This is a genomic window from Flagellimonas sp. S3867 (assembly GCF_014698935.1).
Taxonomy (GTDB): domain Bacteria; phylum Bacteroidota; class Bacteroidia; order Flavobacteriales; family Flavobacteriaceae; genus Flagellimonas.
This window is the reverse complement of sequence record NZ_JACVMN010000003.1, coordinates 187,900-205,076: the sequence shown is the minus strand read 5'-3', so window position 1 is coordinate 205,076 and position 17,177 is coordinate 187,900. Positions and strand designations below refer to the sequence as shown.

General features: G+C 39.5%; 18 protein-coding genes and 1 tRNA gene. 3 read left to right on the top strand and 16 right to left on the bottom strand.

Features of this window, described 5'->3' with window-relative positions; all coding sequences use genetic code 11:
* Window positions 1-34: 34 nt before the first annotated feature.
* Complete coding sequence (gene rpoN / locus IAG46_RS14360) at window positions 35-1,492, top strand: RNA polymerase factor sigma-54 (protein WP_190811081.1); 1,458 nt, start codon at window positions 35-37, stop codon at window positions 1,490-1,492.
* A complete protein-coding gene (locus IAG46_RS14355; protein ID WP_190811080.1) occupies window positions 1,492-2,097 on the top strand; it encodes a hypothetical protein in 606 nt (201 codons plus the stop codon). The genes rpoN and IAG46_RS14355 overlap by 1 nt, the downstream gene beginning before the upstream one ends.
* On the opposite strand, the gene IAG46_RS14350 is transcribed toward IAG46_RS14355, so the two are convergent.
* The 10 genes from IAG46_RS14350 to IAG46_RS14305 all read right to left on the bottom strand — a co-directional run bounded on the left by IAG46_RS14350 (window position 2,092) and on the right by IAG46_RS14305 (window position 8,463).
* On the bottom strand, window positions 2,092-2,778 hold the full coding sequence (locus tag IAG46_RS14350) for a porin family protein (RefSeq protein ID WP_190811079.1): 687 nt from the start codon (window positions 2,776-2,778) through the stop codon (window positions 2,092-2,094). The genes IAG46_RS14355 and IAG46_RS14350 overlap by 6 nt on opposite strands.
* A 71-nt stretch (window positions 2,779-2,849) precedes the next feature.
* On the bottom strand, window positions 2,850-3,329 hold the full coding sequence (locus tag IAG46_RS14345) for a biopolymer transporter ExbD (protein ID WP_190811078.1): 480 nt from the start codon (window positions 3,327-3,329) through the stop codon (window positions 2,850-2,852).
* An 11-nt stretch (window positions 3,330-3,340) separates the two neighbouring features.
* The gene (locus IAG46_RS14340; RefSeq protein WP_190811077.1) at window positions 3,341-3,961 is read right to left on the bottom strand and encodes a biopolymer transporter ExbD; all 621 of its coding nucleotides are present in this window, start codon (window positions 3,959-3,961) and stop codon (window positions 3,341-3,343) included.
* Between the two features lie 155 nt (window positions 3,962-4,116).
* Entirely contained in the window at window positions 4,117-4,599 is a 483-nt protein-coding gene (locus IAG46_RS14335) for a biopolymer transporter ExbD (protein WP_190811076.1), read from the bottom strand.
* Window positions 4,600-4,611: 12 nt separating this feature from the next.
* A complete protein-coding gene (locus IAG46_RS14330) occupies window positions 4,612-5,217 on the bottom strand; it encodes a biopolymer transporter ExbD (protein ID WP_190811075.1) in 606 nt (201 codons plus the stop codon).
* Between the two features lie 12 nt (window positions 5,218-5,229).
* On the bottom strand, window positions 5,230-5,667 hold the full coding sequence (locus IAG46_RS14325) for a hypothetical protein (protein ID WP_190811074.1): 438 nt from the start codon (window positions 5,665-5,667) through the stop codon (window positions 5,230-5,232).
* Window positions 5,668-5,693: 26 nt separating this feature from the next.
* Window positions 5,694-6,428 (bottom strand): MotA/TolQ/ExbB proton channel family protein, encoded by a 735-nt coding sequence (locus IAG46_RS14320; protein ID WP_190811073.1) that lies wholly within the window; start codon window positions 6,426-6,428, stop codon window positions 5,694-5,696.
* 78 nt (window positions 6,429-6,506) lie between these two features.
* A tRNA-Ser gene (locus IAG46_RS14315) sits at window positions 6,507-6,594 on the bottom strand.
* A gap of 66 nt (window positions 6,595-6,660) precedes the next feature.
* Window positions 6,661-7,692, bottom strand: coding sequence for an asparaginase (locus IAG46_RS14310; RefSeq protein ID WP_190811072.1), 1,032 nt, complete (start codon window positions 7,690-7,692; stop codon window positions 6,661-6,663).
* A gap of 3 nt (window positions 7,693-7,695) precedes the next feature.
* A complete protein-coding gene (locus IAG46_RS14305; RefSeq protein WP_190811071.1) occupies window positions 7,696-8,463 on the bottom strand; it encodes a TatD family hydrolase in 768 nt (255 codons plus the stop codon).
* 89 nt (window positions 8,464-8,552) lie between these two features.
* Between IAG46_RS14305 and IAG46_RS14300 the strand changes: the two genes are divergently transcribed.
* The gene (locus tag IAG46_RS14300) at window positions 8,553-8,993 is read left to right on the top strand and encodes a retropepsin-like aspartic protease (RefSeq protein WP_190811070.1); all 441 of its coding nucleotides are present in this window, start codon (window positions 8,553-8,555) and stop codon (window positions 8,991-8,993) included.
* Between the two features lie 29 nt (window positions 8,994-9,022).
* Here the strand turns inward: IAG46_RS14300 and odhB are convergent, their stop codons facing one another.
* The 6 genes from odhB to IAG46_RS14270 form a co-directional block, all read right to left on the bottom strand.
* Complete coding sequence (gene odhB / locus IAG46_RS14295) at window positions 9,023-10,237, bottom strand: 2-oxoglutarate dehydrogenase complex dihydrolipoyllysine-residue succinyltransferase (RefSeq protein ID WP_190811069.1); 1,215 nt, start codon at window positions 10,235-10,237, stop codon at window positions 9,023-9,025.
* Between the two features lie 27 nt (window positions 10,238-10,264).
* The gene (locus tag IAG46_RS14290; RefSeq protein ID WP_190811068.1) at window positions 10,265-13,060 is read right to left on the bottom strand and encodes a 2-oxoglutarate dehydrogenase E1 component; all 2,796 of its coding nucleotides are present in this window, start codon (window positions 13,058-13,060) and stop codon (window positions 10,265-10,267) included.
* A 98-nt stretch (window positions 13,061-13,158) separates the two neighbouring features.
* Window positions 13,159-13,515: a hypothetical protein gene (locus tag IAG46_RS14285; RefSeq protein WP_190811067.1), complete on the bottom strand. Its 357-nt coding sequence runs from the start codon at window positions 13,513-13,515 to the stop codon at window positions 13,159-13,161.
* A 32-nt stretch (window positions 13,516-13,547) separates the two neighbouring features.
* Window positions 13,548-14,825: an amidohydrolase family protein gene (locus tag IAG46_RS14280; protein ID WP_190811066.1), complete on the bottom strand. Its 1,278-nt coding sequence runs from the start codon at window positions 14,823-14,825 to the stop codon at window positions 13,548-13,550.
* A 123-nt stretch (window positions 14,826-14,948) separates the two neighbouring features.
* On the bottom strand, window positions 14,949-15,965 hold the full coding sequence (gene galE, locus IAG46_RS14275) for a UDP-glucose 4-epimerase GalE (RefSeq protein WP_190811065.1): 1,017 nt from the start codon (window positions 15,963-15,965) through the stop codon (window positions 14,949-14,951).
* Between the two features lie 2 nt (window positions 15,966-15,967).
* On the bottom strand, window positions 15,968-17,104 hold the full coding sequence (locus IAG46_RS14270; protein ID WP_190811064.1) for a DegT/DnrJ/EryC1/StrS aminotransferase family protein: 1,137 nt from the start codon (window positions 17,102-17,104) through the stop codon (window positions 15,968-15,970).
* Window positions 17,105-17,177: the final 73 nt, after the last annotated feature.

Genomic DNA, 17,177 nt, shown 5'->3' with positions numbered 1-17,177 from the left:
AATTTATAAGAAGGAAGATTGCAAATCAATCCTCATGCTAAAACAACATTTACAGTTTAAGCTTTCCCAAAAACTGTCTCCACAGCAGATTCAGTTGATGAAGTTGATTCAATTGCCCACACAGGCTTTTGAACAGCGACTGAAACAGGAGTTGGAGGAAAACCCCGCATTGGAAAGTGGGAAGGCCGAAAATGATACCATTGAGGATGGGTATGAAGACGATTATGATGATGCCGCAGATAGCGAAAGTATTTCCGCTGAGGAAATCAACATTGATGACTATCTGAGTGACGATGAGATTCCTGATTACAGAACCCAAACGAGCAACTATAGCCCAGATGATGATGAAAAAAGTATTCCCTATGCGGCTGGGATGTCTTTTAACCAATATTTGATCAATCAGCTCAATACCGTTTATTTGGATGATGAGGAATGGGCCATTGCAGAGTTTTTGGTGGGCAGTGTGGATGAAAGTGGTTACATACGCAGGCCATTGACCGACATCATGGACGATCTTGCCTTTACCCAGAATATTTATGTAGAGGAAGCCAAAATAAAGGATGTTCTCAAAACCGTTCAGGCTTTAGATCCCCCAGGGGTTGCCACTCGTTCTTTGGATGAGTGTTTAATACTTCAATTGAAACGAAAAGAGAAAACGCCTTCTATAGAACTGGCCATTGCGATATTGGAAAAATCCTTTGATCAATTCACCAAAAAGCATTATTCCAAATTATTGCAGAAGCACCATATTGGCGAAGAAGAGCTAAAAGATGCCATTTCAGAGATTGAAAGGTTAAATCCCAAACCCGGTGGTTCTTACGCTGGAAACACAAGAATTATTGAGCATATTGTGCCCGATTTCTCCATTAGAATTGTTGAGGGCGAACTGGAACTCACCCTAAACGGAAGAAATGCACCCGAGCTCCATGTTTCCAAGGAATACAATAATATGTTGCAAGGCTATAAAAGTTCCAAGGAGAAATCAAAGTCCCAAAAAGATACTGTTTTGTTCATTAAACAGAAGCTGGATGCGGCAAAATGGTTTATAGATGCCATTAAACAACGGCAGCAGACCTTATTCATTACCATGAACGCTATTATGAACTACCAAAAAGATTATTTTTTGAGTGGTGATGAGCGAATGCTTCGGCCCATGATCTTAAAAGATATTGCCGACCAGATTCATATGGACGTTTCAACAGTTTCAAGGGTTGCCAACAGCAAATATGTGGATACTCCCTACGGCACCAAACTCATTAAGGAATACTTCTCGGAGTCCATGAAAAATGAGCAGGGAGAGGATGTTTCGACCAAGGAAATTAAAAAAATATTGGAAAATGTTATCGGTGAGGAAGAAAAGAAAAAACCACTTACTGATGATAAATTGGCCAAGATACTAAAAGAACGTGGATACCCTATTGCCCGTCGTACTGTGGCCAAGTATAGGGAACAATTGGGAATACCAGTTGCCAGGCTTAGAAAGCAAATCTAATGCGCCACTTCCTTAACATCATCTCTTATATTTTTCACCCTTTGTTTATTCCCATTGGAGGAACGGTATTTTATTTTTTGGTAACTCCAAAGGCAAGCTCGCTAGAGATTCAGAGCGGCAATGTTCTTCCCATCTTTATTCTTACGGTAATTATTCCCATCATTTTTTTTCTGATTCTTAAAAACCTTGGTGTTATCAGTTCTATTTTTTTACCTACTATAAAAGAACGAAAATATCCTCTGTATATCAGTTGTGTCTTATTGTTGATGATTCTGTACAAAGTGATTCCTAACAATTACGTGCACGAATTATTTTACTTTTTCACAGGTTTATTGACCGCAACAGGGGCTGCTTTAATTCTCTTATTCATAAAATTTAAGACCAGTATTCATCTTATGGGAATGGGAAGCTTGTTGATGTTCATGATTGGTTTGAGCATCCATTTTGAAATCAATATTACCTTGGCCATAAGCATTTTTACCCTACTCACCGGACTTGTGGCCACTTCCAGATTGTATCTTAAGGCTCATAGTAGGGTTGAGTTGTTGATAGGGTTTTTAATAGGGTTTTGTTCTCAGTTGATTACCCTAAAATACTGGCTATAAAATATAGAAAATCACTCCTATTCGGAGCACACGTAGATCAATGGACTCTCCACCATTAATCATAACATCATCTTTTAGCAACGGATTTAAGCTGTAATAAGCATGTACATTCCAGGTATTATATCCAAAACTCAACATTAATCCATATTGTAGTTTCTCGATGTCATCGTTTGAAAATCCTGATTTATCCAATTCGGTCAACAATCTAGATTCTCCAGCAAACACATAGCCAAATTTTGCACCAGTATATATGCGCCAAAATTTATAGTCACTTGCATTGGATGTCCGCCACCGAAGTTCAAAAGGTAGTTCGATTGCGTGTGTTTCAAATTTACTTCTTCTGAAATCTTCTACACCACCAACTTGATAGGCAATGGTATTGTTTGCCTGGGTGGCCACAATATTGCTATAATATGAATTGGTCGCGTACCCAAAACCAACGCCAATACCAAAATTACGCTTTGCGTTAAAGGGTATATCCTTTATGAAACCGGTTTGTAGATTATACGATAAACTGGTTTGAGCGACATCTGTTGGCTTGTTCATCAAAAGATTAAATCCTAGACCAATATAAAATTGGTCTTCCAAGTATTTATCTCCATATTGTTTGGTAGGTGGATTTTCTTGGGAATGGCCCAAAAAAAAGAGCAGCAATACAATGGAAACGCAGTAATGTTTCATGTAGAAATACGTTGATACTAAAAACAATCCAAATTACACATTTGGATTGTTTTTACACCCACCCTGTTTATTTATTGTGAAATTCTTTCCGGACTACCTTCATATGTGGTATAATTTACCTTGAGCACATTCACCTTTCGAAGCTCCTGTTTGATATCGGAAACTATTCCCACATTAACATTTTTGTCAACCTTTAATGAAACGGTAACCAAATTTCGGATTGCATCTGGTTTTTTGGCCAACTCAGACAGCACATAAGGGCCAACATCCTTTACATGAGCCAATCTATCGTCCAGTTGTATTTTTGGTTCGGCACCTAAGATGGTTGCTAATTCTGGCGACGGTTTTCCGACAAAAATCTCTATTATCCTATCCTTTTTGGTCAATTCTTTTACCTTATCCGCACTAGGGAGATTGTTGTCCACGAGCAATGTATTGTCCTTTATAGTCGTAACTGTCATAAAAAAGAACAAAAGCATAAATACAATATCGGGCAAGGACGCTGTTGAAACTGCTGGGAGTCTATTTGTAGTTTTCTTTGAAATTTTCATAAATGGCACGGTTACAGGTTAAACTTTGTTTCGGCTTCGGATAACTTCATGGGATACATATTCCGTATTTGGCTTATTTCTGTTTTAAGCTTTTTCTTCGTTTGGACAGATGTTTTGACATCAAAATAAATTTCCTCCATATCCACAAAATCCATATTGAACATTCTTTGGGCTTCTCGGTTTCTTAATGCCGTATATGCCGCCGTGAGCTCATTTTGTACTCTTATATACATTCCATAGCTGGCTTCACGGTCACTGTTAAAGGCAATTATTGCCTCTTGTGGGTTATCCGAAGAATCAACTCTGTGTTCCCCTTTGCAATAGTTGCAGTGATTGGCATCCTCTTTTGAGCTTCCTCCATTATCCAAGAAGGTTATGGCTGAGGTTTTCAATTGGTCAATGGATAATACATCACCTTCTACAAAGAGTTCATCATTCTTGTTTAGACTTACCCTGAAAATGTTTCGTTCGTTAATCGGAAGTGGAGGGGTAGTTTCTTGGGGTGGTAATTTTCTGTCGATACCGACATCGGTCTGAATGGTCGTGGTTACCAGAAAGAAGATTAACAATAGAAAGGCAATGTCGGCCATTGACCCTGCATTCACTTCTGGAATCTCATTATTTCTAGCCATAATAAAATGTTTAGTTGGATTAATGATTCGATTTTATCCCTTAAAGGGTATTTAGGTATCACAACAATTATTCCAAAACAAACCTCACACTATGGCATAAAAAAACGCTCCAAGTATTGAACTTGGAGCGTTTTTCACTAAATCTAAGTTATAGCTTACTGCAAATTATTAAAAGCATCGCCTTCATAGGTCGTATAGTTGACCTTTAGGGCATTTACTTCTCTTAACTGTTGTTTAATATCTGCGATAAGACCCATATTGGCATCCTTATCAACTTTCAACGCAGTAGTTAAAACATTCTGTATTTCTTGTGGTTTTTTGGCACGCTCAGCCAAAATATAAGAACCGACTTCTTCTACACTTGCAAACTTATCATTCAATTGAATTTTTGGTTCTGTACCAAAAACTTTTTGATATTCTTGCGTAGGCCTACCTACATAAATATAGATTACCCGGTCTTTTTTCTCCAACTTCTTAATTTCAGTTGCGTTTGGAAGCGTATTCTCAACCAACAAAGAACTATCTTTCATCGTAGTTACCGTCATGAAAAAGAACAATAACATAAATACGATATCTGGCAACGATGCGGTAGAAACCGCAGGCAAATCGCCATCTTTCTTTTTTGCAAACTTTGCCATATGTTATTTACTTTAGTTACTTGTTGTTTCTGCTTCCGACAATTTCTGAGGAAACATATCTTGAATTCGCTTTACTTTGTCTTTAAGGTCATCCCTAATACTTGATGCGGTTTCCGGATTTAGATACTCTTTTTCCATATCCGTAAAATCTCGACCAAAAATTCGTTGGGACTCCCTATCTCTTAAATCGTTGTAAGCACCAACCAATTCATTTTGTACCGTGATATAGGTACTGTACTTGGTTTCGCGATCATTCTTTAAAGAGATAATAGCCTTAGTGGGATTATCTGACGAACCTGGGTCTCTTCTACCTTTACAGTAGTTGCAAGATCCATCAGCTCCGTTTTCAAGAAAAGCGATAGCCGCATTTCTTAAACCTTTAAGCTGCATCAACTCATCCTCGACCAACAATTGACCATTTTTATTGATGTTTACCGTAAAAATGTTCTTTTGTTTAATTACCACGTCTTCCTCGGGCGGTTCCATAGGAGGCAACATACGATCCAGTCCGGCATCAGTTTCTATGGTTGTGGTAACCAAGAAAAAGATAAGTAACAGGAAAGCTATGTCTGCCATGGAACCAGCATTAACTTCTGGTGCTCCTTTTCTTCTAGGCATAACTTTAGGTTTTTACTTAACAAACATTTTCTTCAATCCTGGCAACACCATAAGTGCAACTGCTACAGCTGTAAGGATAAAGAATACATTTAATCCCATACCAATATTCTTAACTGTACTTTCGGTTGCTCCCTTATCAGCCATTGCGTCGGCTACTGCTTTTGCTTCATCTCCAGAAGAAAGTCCGTAAGAAATAGCAACAACTATTGCTAAACCACCAATGCCAAACAATGCCTTTTTAAGGCTGCCTGGAGTGGAGAGCAATTTTTTAAGTCCAAAAAACACTGTTGAGACCACAGCAATGGCCAACAGCAGATACATGATTATGAACATGAAGTTCATAGAACCACTGTTTATCGCATCTGGATCATCACTTGATGGCATACCAAACCATAAAACGGTGGCTACCAGTCCAATGACAATCAGTACTATTTTAATTATTTTATTCATGATTCCCGATAGTTTAAATTTCGTAATTATTTCTTGTGCGCCGCCAACATATCTATTAAAGATATAGAGGAGTCTTCCATGTCGTTTACGATACTATCGATTTTAGCAATGATATAGTTGTAGAAAATCTGAAGGATAATTGCAGTGATCAAACCAAATACGGTTGTTAATAATGCTACCTGAATATCTCCAGCGATCAAAGATGCACTCAAGTTACCCACAGCTGCAATTTTCTGGAAGGCCGCGATCATACCGATTACCGTACCCATGAACCCAAGCATCGGTGCAATGGCGATAAATAGGGATAACCATGAAACGTTCTTTTCCAACTGTCCCATTTGTACACCTCCGTAGGCAACGACAGCTTTCTCTGCAGATTCCAGTCCTTCGCCTGCTCTATCCAATCCTTGGTAGAAAATAGAAGCAACAGGTCCTTTTGTGTTTCTGCATACTTCTTTGGCAGCTTCGACACCACCAGATGCCAATGCATCTTCCACTTGTTGCTTAAGCTTAGCTGAATTAGTGCTAGCTAGATTCAAATAAATAATTCTTTCAATTGCGACCGCCAATCCCAAGATTAGACATAATAGTACAATTCCCATGAAGGCAGGACCCCCTTGAATGAACTGTTCTTTTAATACTTGAGTGAAACCTTTGCTGGCTTCGGCCGCAGCTTCGTCTTGTAGTATAGCCGCTGATGCATTTGTAGTTCCCAAAACAAACATTCCGGCAGCAGCCAGAGTAAAGGATATTTTTTTCATTTCTTTCAAACTTAAATTTAGTTAGTTAATAATGTTAAAGATATAAAAATTTTATAATTGCAAAATTAAAATACCTAGCAGAGAGGAAGGGATTCGAACCCTCGATACACTTTTGGTGTATACACACTTTCCAGGCGTGCGCCTTCGACCACTCGGCCACCTCTCTATTGTTATAGTTAGGCCGACCAATAAACAAAAAAATAATTAGTTAATAAAATTTAAGCAGTTAATTTTAGTGCATTTCACCACGAAGCGATGTCTCAAAAATTGTCTTAAAGAGTTTCCCTGAAATTTTACTGCCCAATAAGTACATTGCTTTGGTTATTGCAGCCTCGGTCGTAATATCCTTTCCGTTAACCAATTGCATCTCTTTTAGCTTCGCGCTGGTCTCATAGTGGCCCATGGCCACACCACCACCGGAACACTGGGTAACATTAATAATATGCAATCCGCTTAAGGCAGCCTTTTTCAGTTCTTTCAAAAACCATTCATCCATTGGAGCGTTGCCTGCACCATAGGTTTCAAGAATCAATGCCTTGAGCCCCGGAATTCCCAATATTGATTTCAAAACCGATTCATTAAGTCCAGGAAACAGCTTAAGCACAGCTATATTATCATCCATGGTTTTATGCACCTGTAATGTTTTTTTTTGGCCTGGTATTCTTAAAAGATTGGTGTAATGTATATTCAAATGCACCCCGGACTCAATCAATGGTGGATGATTTGGTGAAGTAAATGCCTCAAAGTGCTCGGCATTTATTTTGGTGGTTCTATTGGCCCTGTACAACTTGTATTCAAAATACAATCCGACCTCTTGAACAACGGGCTTACCCTTTTCTTTTAAAGCAGCTATTTGAATAGAAGTAATCAGATTTTCTTTGGCATCGGTGCGTAAATCTCCAATGGGAAGTTGTGACCCCGTAAAGATCACCGGTTTGGACAAGTTCTCCAACATGAAGCTCAAGGCCGATGCAGAATAACTCATGGTATCGCTTCCATGAAGTACCACAAACCCGTCATACTGGTCATAGTTATCCTCAATCATTGTGGCAATAGTGGCCCAATGCTTGGGATTCATATTGGATGAATCAATGGGTTCTTCAAAGGAAATTCCTTTTAATCTACAATCAAGTTGGTTCAACTCGGGAATGTTGGATATCAGTTCCTTAAAATCAAAAGCTTTTAACGCTCCCGTTTTGTAATCCTTCACCATACCTATGGTTCCTCCGGTATAAATGAGCAGAATATTGGTCTTGTCCTTCATATGTTATATGCCAAATATTTCTTTGGAGTTCTCTGTGGTTATAAGTGCTATTTCATCCATGGATAAGCCATAAATTGAGGATAGCTTTTCCAATACCTTAATTATATAGGCACTTTCGTTTCGTTTTCCACGATATGGAACAGGGGCCAAATAGGGCGAATCTGTTTCAAGAACTATATGTTTTAAATCAATTTCGTTTAGAAATTGGTCAATTTTCCCATTTTTAAATGTGGCCACGCCACCTATGCCCAATTTCATATTATAAGATATGGCCTTCTGCGCCTGCTCCAAGTTTCCCGTAAAGCAATGAAAGATTCCATAGAGCTCATCACTTTTCTCCTGTTCCAAAATTTCAAAAATCTCATTAAAGGATTCCCTACTGTGAATCACAATAGGAAGTTTATGCTGTTTGGCCAATCGGATTTGATATACAAATGCCTCTTGCTGCTGTTTTAAAAAGGTTTTGTCCCAATATAGGTCAATGCCTATTTCACCTACGGCATAAAAACTTCTTTCGGAAAACAACTGTTCCACATGGGCCAGTTCATCTTTGTAATTTTCTTTTACATGGGTAGGATGCAATCCCATCATCAAAAAGATATTTTCGGGATATCTGTTTTCCAAATCCAACATCGCACTCGTATAGGTGGAATCAATTGCCGGGATAAAGAAGCGTTGCACTCCAGCATCCAAAGCATTTTGAATCATGGTGGCTCTATCTTCATCAAAGGCCTCGCTATATAAGTGGGTGTGGGTGTCCGTTATTATCATAAAGCAAAAATAGGTTTATCTTTAAATGTTTGAATGAATTGGCAAGAATAAAAACATCTAAAAAGCCTCCTTATGGGGACAATTAAAATATGAAATCCCTTAAAAAGTATTTGAAAGCCAAAAGTTATGTTAACATTCCTTTAGTGCTTACCGAAACCAACCACTTTGAGATATCGGCAAAAATCAATGGAATCTCAGGAAGGTTTATTTTGGACACAGGCGCTTCCAACACTTGCGTTGATATGGACAAAATTAATCTTTTTAAAATGGTCTCGGAAGTTTCTGAAATCAAGGCTGCCGGAGCCGGAGCCACTGAAATGGAAACCTTGGTCTCCGCTAAAAACAAAATCCAGATTGGAGATTGGAAAAAGAAAAAACAGAAAATTGTCTTGTTTGATTTAGTTCATGTGAACCAAGCCTTGACTTCACATAATTCTCTTCCTGTGGATGGCATTATTGGTGCCGATGTGCTCAAAAAAGGGCAGGCTGTTATTGATTATGACAAAAAAAGCCTCTACTTGAAAAAGTAAAGGCTGTTATTATGTTAGTTGAATGCTTTTTAAAGCTCCAATGCTTTTTTTACATTGCCTTCCATCAACAATTCTTCTGGACTTTCCAATGCTTCTTTTACAGCCACCAAGAATCCTACGGATTCTTTTCCATCAATAATTCTATGATCATAAGAAAGTGCCACATACATGATAGGCGCAATGACCACTTGACCATCTTTGGCAATGGGTCGTTCCACAATATTGTGCATTCCTAAAATAGCGCTTTGTGGTGGGTTGATAATAGGTGTTGACAGCATTGAACCAAATACACCTCCATTAGTTATGGTGAAGGTTCCTCCGGTCATTTCATCCACGGTAATCTCGCCTTCCCTAGCTCGAATTGCCAAACGTTTTACTTCAGCTTCGACGCCCCTAAAGGTTAGATTTTCCGCATTTCGGATTACAGGGACCATCAATCCTTTTGGACCAGAAACTGCTATACTGATATCACAAAAATCATAGGACAGCATTTCTTTGCCATCGATCATGGAATTTACGGCAGGATACATTTCCAAAGCACGCACAACCGCTTTGGTGAAGAAGGACATGAATCCCAAGCTTACCCCATGCTTTTCTTTGAAAGTTTCTTTGTATTGTTTACGCAGCGCAAAAATAGGCGACATATCCACTTCGTTGAAGGTGGTCAACATCGCGGTTTCATTTTTGGCAGCAACCAAACGTTCGGCCACCTTTCTGCGCAGCATTGATAATTTGGAACGGGATTCTCCCCTATTTCCACCGGTCGGAGTTCCCATAGATGGCACGGCTTTTACCGCATCATCTTTGGTAATACGACCATCTCTTCCGGTTCCAGAAACTGAAGCAGCATCAATGCCTTTCTCATCCAAAATCTTTTTGGCTGCTGGAGATGGTGTTCCTGATGCATAGGTTTCTTTTTTTGCCTCAGCTGGTTTCGGAGCTTCAGCTTTGGTTGGTTCTTCCTTGGTTTCCTTTGCAACGGGCGCCGCGTCACCCTCGGGTTTGGCAGCACTGGTGTCGATTAAGCAAACCACCTCACCTACGGCAACGGCATCACCCTCTTCAGCCTTTAGGGTTATAATTCCACTTTCCTCAGCTGGAAGTTCTAAAGTTGCTTTATCTGAATCAACTTCGGCTATTGCCTGATCTTTCTCTACATAATCCCCGTCTTGCACCAACCATTCTGCAATTTCCACTTCGGTAATCGATTCCCCTGGAGAGGGAACTTTCATTTCTAAAACCATCTTATTCTAGTTTTATGCTTTTGTAATTTATCTTCTTACCATGTTGTCCTTGGTCTTATCAAAGACATATTCTATAACTTGGGCATGCCTTCTTTGAGATCGGACCGCACTACCTGCAGCCGGTGCCCCATAAAATCTTCGGGATGCCACTCTAAATTGTTTTGCTTCATCAAAATGCATCAATAAATGTCCCCAAGCTCCCATATTTCTAGGCTCTTCTTGTGCCCAGACCACATCATCTGCATTTTTATATTTTTTCAGGATGCTCTGCATCTCTTTAGCCGGTACAGGAAACAATTGTTCCACTCGTACCAAGGCCACATCATCCCGCTTTAATTCCTCTTTTTTAGCCAATAGATCGTAGTAGAACTTACCGGTACAGAATACCACTGTTTTTGCCTTGGAGGCTGGAGCTGCCGTATCATCAATGACCATTTGGAAACTTCCTTTGGCCATTTCTTCTTTTGTTGACAATACTTTAGGGTGCCTCAGCAAACTTTTAGGAGTAAAGACTACCAACGGCTTTCTAAAATCAGCTTTCATTTGCCTACGCAACAAATGGAACATGTTTGCCGGTGTGGTCACATCTGCAACATACATATTGTCTTTTGCACATAGTTGCAAATAGCGCTCCATCCGGGCAGAAGAGTGTTCCGCGCCTTGGCCTTCATAGCCATGTGGCAACAAAAGCACCAATCCGTTTTGTAATTTCCATTTGTCCTCCGCTGAGGAAAGATATTGATCTATGATAATCTGCGCTCCATTACTGAAATCTCCAAATTGTGCTTCCCAAATGGTCAACGTTTTTGGACTTGCCATGGCGTACCCATAATCAAAGCCCATTACGGCATATTCGGATAGTAAGGAGTTATAGATATGGAATTTTCCATTTTGATTGACTCCCAGTTCATTCAACAAGGTGACTTCTTCCTCATGCATTTCGGTTTTAATCACCGCATGACGATGCGAGAATGTTCCTCGTTCTACATCTTGCCCGGTCATGCGTACATCATAACCTTCTTCAATCAACGAACCATAGGCCAATAATTCTCCCATGGCCCAATCGAGCTGGTTATCTTCAAAATACATCTTGTTCCGTGCGCCTACCAATCGCTCCAATTTTCGTAGAAATTTCTTTCCTTCTGGAAGTGCTGTTATGCTCTTGGCAATGGCATCTAATTTTTTCTGCGGGTACGAAGTTTTTATTTCCCCCAACATTGCGTCTTCTACTACCTGACCAAAGCCTTCCCATTCATCTTGCATGAACGGAGTAATTCGAGTCTTTTCAACCTTACGGGAATCTAATAAGTTTTCTTCAAGGTTTTTCTTGTACTCCGCCTCAAGGCTTTTTACATAATCCTTATCAATGACACCTTCTGCAATCAAACGTTCTGCATAAATATCTCTCGGATTCTTATGCTTGGATATGGATTTGTATAGCAGCGGTTGGGTAAATTTTGGCTCATCTCCTTCGTTATGTCCGTATTTACGGTATCCCAATAAATCCAAAAAGACGTCTCTTTTGTAGCGCATACGATACTCCAACGCGAAAGTTGCTGCGTGAACCACAGCTTCGGCATCATCTGCATTTACATGAAGTACTGGTGATAATGTGACCTTGCCAACATCTGTACAATAGGTAGATGATCTGGCATCTAAATAATTGGTGGTAAACCCAATTTGGTTGTTGACCACTATATGAATGGTTCCGCCAGTATGGTATCCATCCAAGCGGGCCATTTGAATAATTTCATAGGCAATTCCCTGCCCGGCAAAAGCAGCATCGCCGTGTACCAAAATTGGTAGTACTTCGGATACATTTTCTTGGTGATAACGATCTTGTTTGGCCCGGGAGATTCCTTCGACAATGGAGTTGACGGTTTCTAAATGTGAGGGATTTGGTGCAATGTTCATATTGACCACTTTCCCAGAATCGGTTTCACGCCTGGATGTCCAACCTAAATGATACTTCACATCTCCATCAAAGATGGTTTCTTCATAGTCTTTGCCATCGAACTCACTGAAAATATCTTTTGGCGATTTCCCAAAGATGTTCGTTAATACGTTCAGACGTCCACGGTGAGCCATCCCCATTACAAATTGCTTGACCCCTGCATCTGCCGCTTTTTCGATAATAACATCCAAAGCTGGAATCAATGATTCGCCACCTTCCAAAGAAAAGCGTTTTTGGCCTACATACTTTGTATGTAAAAAGCCTTCGAAGGAAACTGCTTCATTAAGTTTTCTAAGAATATTTTTCTTTTCTTCTGGAGAAAAATTTGGATGATTGTCGTTGACATTTAGCCAATCTTGAATCCATTGAATACGTTCTGGGGTACGAATATACATGTACTCCACCCCAATGGCGTCACAATAAATGTGTTCTAAATGGGCGATTATTTCCCGAAGGGCACTTGGTCCTTTTCCAATAACTTTTCCGGCATCGAATACCGTATCCAAATCTGAATCTAAAAGTCCAAAATTGGACAGGTCCAAAGTGGGATCATACTTTCTTCGCTCGCGAACGGGATTTGTTTGGGTAAATAGATGCCCGCGGGTTCGATAGCCATCAATCAGTTTTATGACTTGAAATTCTTTTTGAAGCGATTGAGGGATTTCGATTTCTTGACCGTTGGCCAATGACAACGTTCCGTTCGCCCCAGTCAAATCAAGTTCATCCAATGAGCTTTCAAGACCGAAATCGAATCCTTGAAAAAAAGCCCTCCAACTGGGCTCAAGGCTATCGGGGCTTGTTAGGTATTTATCGTACAGCTCCGCAAAAAATGAGGTATGCGCAGCATTTAAAAATGAATATTTATCCATTGACAGTTTTTAGCTAAAACCTATCCAAAAATTTAATCAAAAATACAACAAATACTAAAGTTAGGTCAACAAACTTGGGCATATTTGACAAAATCCGCCTAGGTGTTATATTTGTTTTTAAACCAAACCTTCTGCCATTCCCTTTTCAGTATTAAAAAACACACTTCCGAAGATGCATCCACAGCATCAAGCGAACGAATTTTCTTCAATTCCTTTTCGGGAATATCAATTATATACAGCAGATTTAGATATTGTTGAAACTTTTCCAATAACAAAAAGTAGATTTTCTCATGAAGAACATCTTTGAGCTGGGTTGGTTCCATTCCATCGAAAAGCTTCAACTCTACATTGGCTAAAGTGAAATCTTTTTTAATCTGTTGCAACAATTTATTGTACAGCAATTCCTCTCGTGCCGATTGCAGTATTTCCAAACTTGTATTGAAATTGGAATTCATATCGTATTTACGTCCAATTCCTGCTTAAGGACTTACTCAGATTTGTGAATTTTTCCTTCTTTCATTACAAAGACAACATTTTCCAGCGTCTTGACATTATTTAGAGGGTTATCATCAACAGCAACAATATCTGCGATAAAACCCTTTTTTAGTTGCCCTAGTTCATTTTTCATACCTAGGAGTTCTGCATTGGTTATCGTAGCGGAACGCAATGCATCAATCACTGGCATACCTGCTTCATACATATAAGTAAATTCTTTTCCATTGTCACCATGGGGTGATACACCAGCATCAGTACCGAAAGCAATGGGCACTCCTTTTTCATATGCTTTTTTGAAATTTTTCTCACTTACCGGACCTATCTCTCTAGCTTTTATAGCAACAATTGGAGGTAAAAAGCCTGCAATTTCCGCCATTTGTGCAGCAGCTTTACCTGCAGAGATAGTCGGCACTAGGTAGGTGTTGTGTTTTACCATCAAATCCATAGTGGGCTCCTTCATTAAGGTACCATGCTCAATTGTTTTTATACCTGCTTGGATAGCTCTACGCATACCTTCATCACCATGGGCATGAGCAGCTGTTAGCATTCCATAATCTTTCGCTGTTTCAACGATAGCCTTAATTTCTTCAACAGTAAATTGAGGATTCTGTCCACTTTTGGCTACACTCAAAACCCCTCCAGTAGCTGTTATTTTAATAACATCTGCCCCATCTTTATAGCGCTGTCTAACCGCTTTTCGAGCATCTTCTGGGGAGTTGACCACACCTTCTTTTGGTCCTGGATCACTCATCAAGGACTTTTTCATTCCATTGGTTGGGTCAGCATGTCCTCCAGTAGTTCCAATTGCCTTGCCAGCGGTAAAAATTCGTGGCCCTACTACCAAGCCTTTTGCTATGGCCTTACGAAGAGCAATATTTACTCCGGAACCGCCTAAATCCCTAACAGTAGTAAAGCCAGCCAATAAAGTTCGTTTTGCATAAATTGTTGACTGAAATGCCACATCAGCCTCATTTTTAGTGAAACGATCTAAGTAGCGAGTTGGGCTTGACTCGCCTTCAATATGGACATGCATATCTATGAATCCTGGGAGGACGGTCTTGTTTTTTAAGTCAACAACGATGTCATCCGTATCACCCGTTTGATACCCATTTTGAATGGACTTAATAGTTTTTCCAGAAACAACAATGGTTTTTTCGGAGAGTACTTTACCAGAATTTACATCAACAATATTTCCACAATGTAAATAGGTGTCCTGAGCAAATATTATAGAACAGCACAGTGAAAAAGAAAATAGAAGAAAGTTTTTCATTTTATTTGAGTTAGCTAATTATGGTTTTAAATGTAAGGATAGATTTTGTGAAAACCATAATCCGAATAACCGACACCTCAAATAATAAAAAAGCCCATCTTTTGGATGGGCTTTAATTTATTTCTAGTTGCGAATTTTTCGTTCCCAATCCCATGCGGATTTCATGGAGTCGTCCAAAGTGGAGTGTGCTTTCCATCCTAATTCATTATTGGCTTTTTGTGTATCGGCATAAGCTTGGATTACATCACCAGCTCTGCGATCTACAATTTTGTAGTTCAACTTTTCTCCAGAAACTTTTTCAAAACTCTTAATCACTTCCAAAACTGAACTTCCTTTACCTGTTCCCAAGTTGAAAACTTCATAATTGGATTCATTCTTTTTATTCAACAAACGCTGCAATGCCACCACATGTGCTTTGGCCACATCAACTACATGAATATAATCTCGAATACAGGTACCATCGTTTGTTGGATAGTCATCTCCAAACACGGAAAGTTGTTCTCTTAACCCAACTCCTGTTTGTGTGATAAAAGGCACTAGATTCTGGGGTACTCCAATAGGTAATTCCCCGATTTCAACTGTTGGATGGGCACCCACAGGATTAAAATAACGAAGTGCTATTGCTGATAAATCTGGATTTACGTTACAGGTATCCCTGATAATTTCCTCACCTACCTGTTTGGTGTTGCCATAAGGTGATTCTGCTGGTTTAACAGGTGCATCTTCTGTTATGGGTAATTTATCTGCCTGTCCGTAAACTGTGCATGAGGAACTAAATATAAAGTTGCCCTTATCTTTTTTGGTAAGCTCTTGAAGCATATATACCAAAACCCCAAGATTGTTTTCATAATATAACAAGGGTTCTTCGACACTTTCACCCACTGCTTTGGATGCGGCAAAATGAATAACTCCTTCTATATCGTGATGTCTTGCAAAGAAATCTTGTACTTTGGATTTTTCTCTAAGGTCAAACTTTTCAAAAACAGGTTGCTGCCCGGTAATTGCAACAATTCCATCCAGAACATCCTCTGAAGAATTAGAAAGATTATCGATAATAACAACTTCAAAACCTTCATTTTGAAGTTCCACAACAGTGTGGGAACCTATAAATCCCAGGCCTCCTGTTACAAGTATTTTCATGGTTAATTATTTATAAAGTCAATGATCAGGTTGGTGATAAATTCAATTTGCTCGTCATCCAGTTCCGTATGCATTGGAAGCGAAATTACCTCTTTGATCAACTGATTGGTCACCGGAAAATCAGCCTCATCATATCGCTCATCCGTGTAAGCCTTTTGCAGGTGCAGCGGAATTGGATAATATACTCCACATGGAACGCCGTTATCATTTAAATGTTGCACAAGATTGTCTCTTTTTTCGTTCAAAATACAAAGGGTATACTGATGAAACACGTGACCCTCCGGACCCTCTTGCAGTATTTTTGGGACAACAATATTGGGCTGTCCTTCAAAAGCTTTGGAATATTTTTTGGCTGCCTCTCTTCGCTTTTTATTGTAGCTATCCAAATTGGGTAACTTTGCCCTTAACACACCTGCCTGAATAGAATCCAATCGGGAGTTTACCCCTACAACATCATGGTGATATCTTGTATACATTCCATGATTTACTATTCCACGAATGGTATGTGCCAAATCATCATCATTGGTGAAAATTGCGCCACCATCTCCATAACATCCCAAATTCTTGGATGGGAAAAAAGAGGTTGATGCGACATGCCCTATGGTTCCGGCTTTTTGTTTTTTCCCATTTTGAAATGTATGGGTTGCTCCTATTGCTTGGGCATTATCTTCAATTACAAAAAGATTATGTTTTTCGGCCAGTTCCATAATCGCATCCATATTCGCACATTGGCCAAATAAATGCACAGGAACTATTGCCTTTGTCTTTGGCGTAATGGCTTTTTCAATTGCTTTTGGGTCAATATTGAAGGTATCAGGCTCAACATCCACCAAAACAGGGGTCAGGTTCAGCAGCGCTATTACCTCCACGGTTGCAGCAAATGTGAAGTCGGCCGTAATAACCTCATCGCCTGGCTCCAAACCAAGTCCCATCATACAAATTTGAAGTGCATCTGTTCCGTTGGCGCATGGAATTACATGTTTCACCCCCAAATAATCTTCCAGTTCTTTTTGAAAAGAATGAACGTGTGGACCATTGATAAAAGCTGAGGAATCGAGGACTTCGGCAATGGAGGTATTTACCTGTTCTTTTATGCCCTCATATTGACCTTTAAGGTCAACCATTTGAATTTTCTTCATCCGAAAAATATGTGAGTAAACAAAATTAAGAAATAAAGCGGCGATGGCCTATTGCTGAAAGAATGTATTTTAG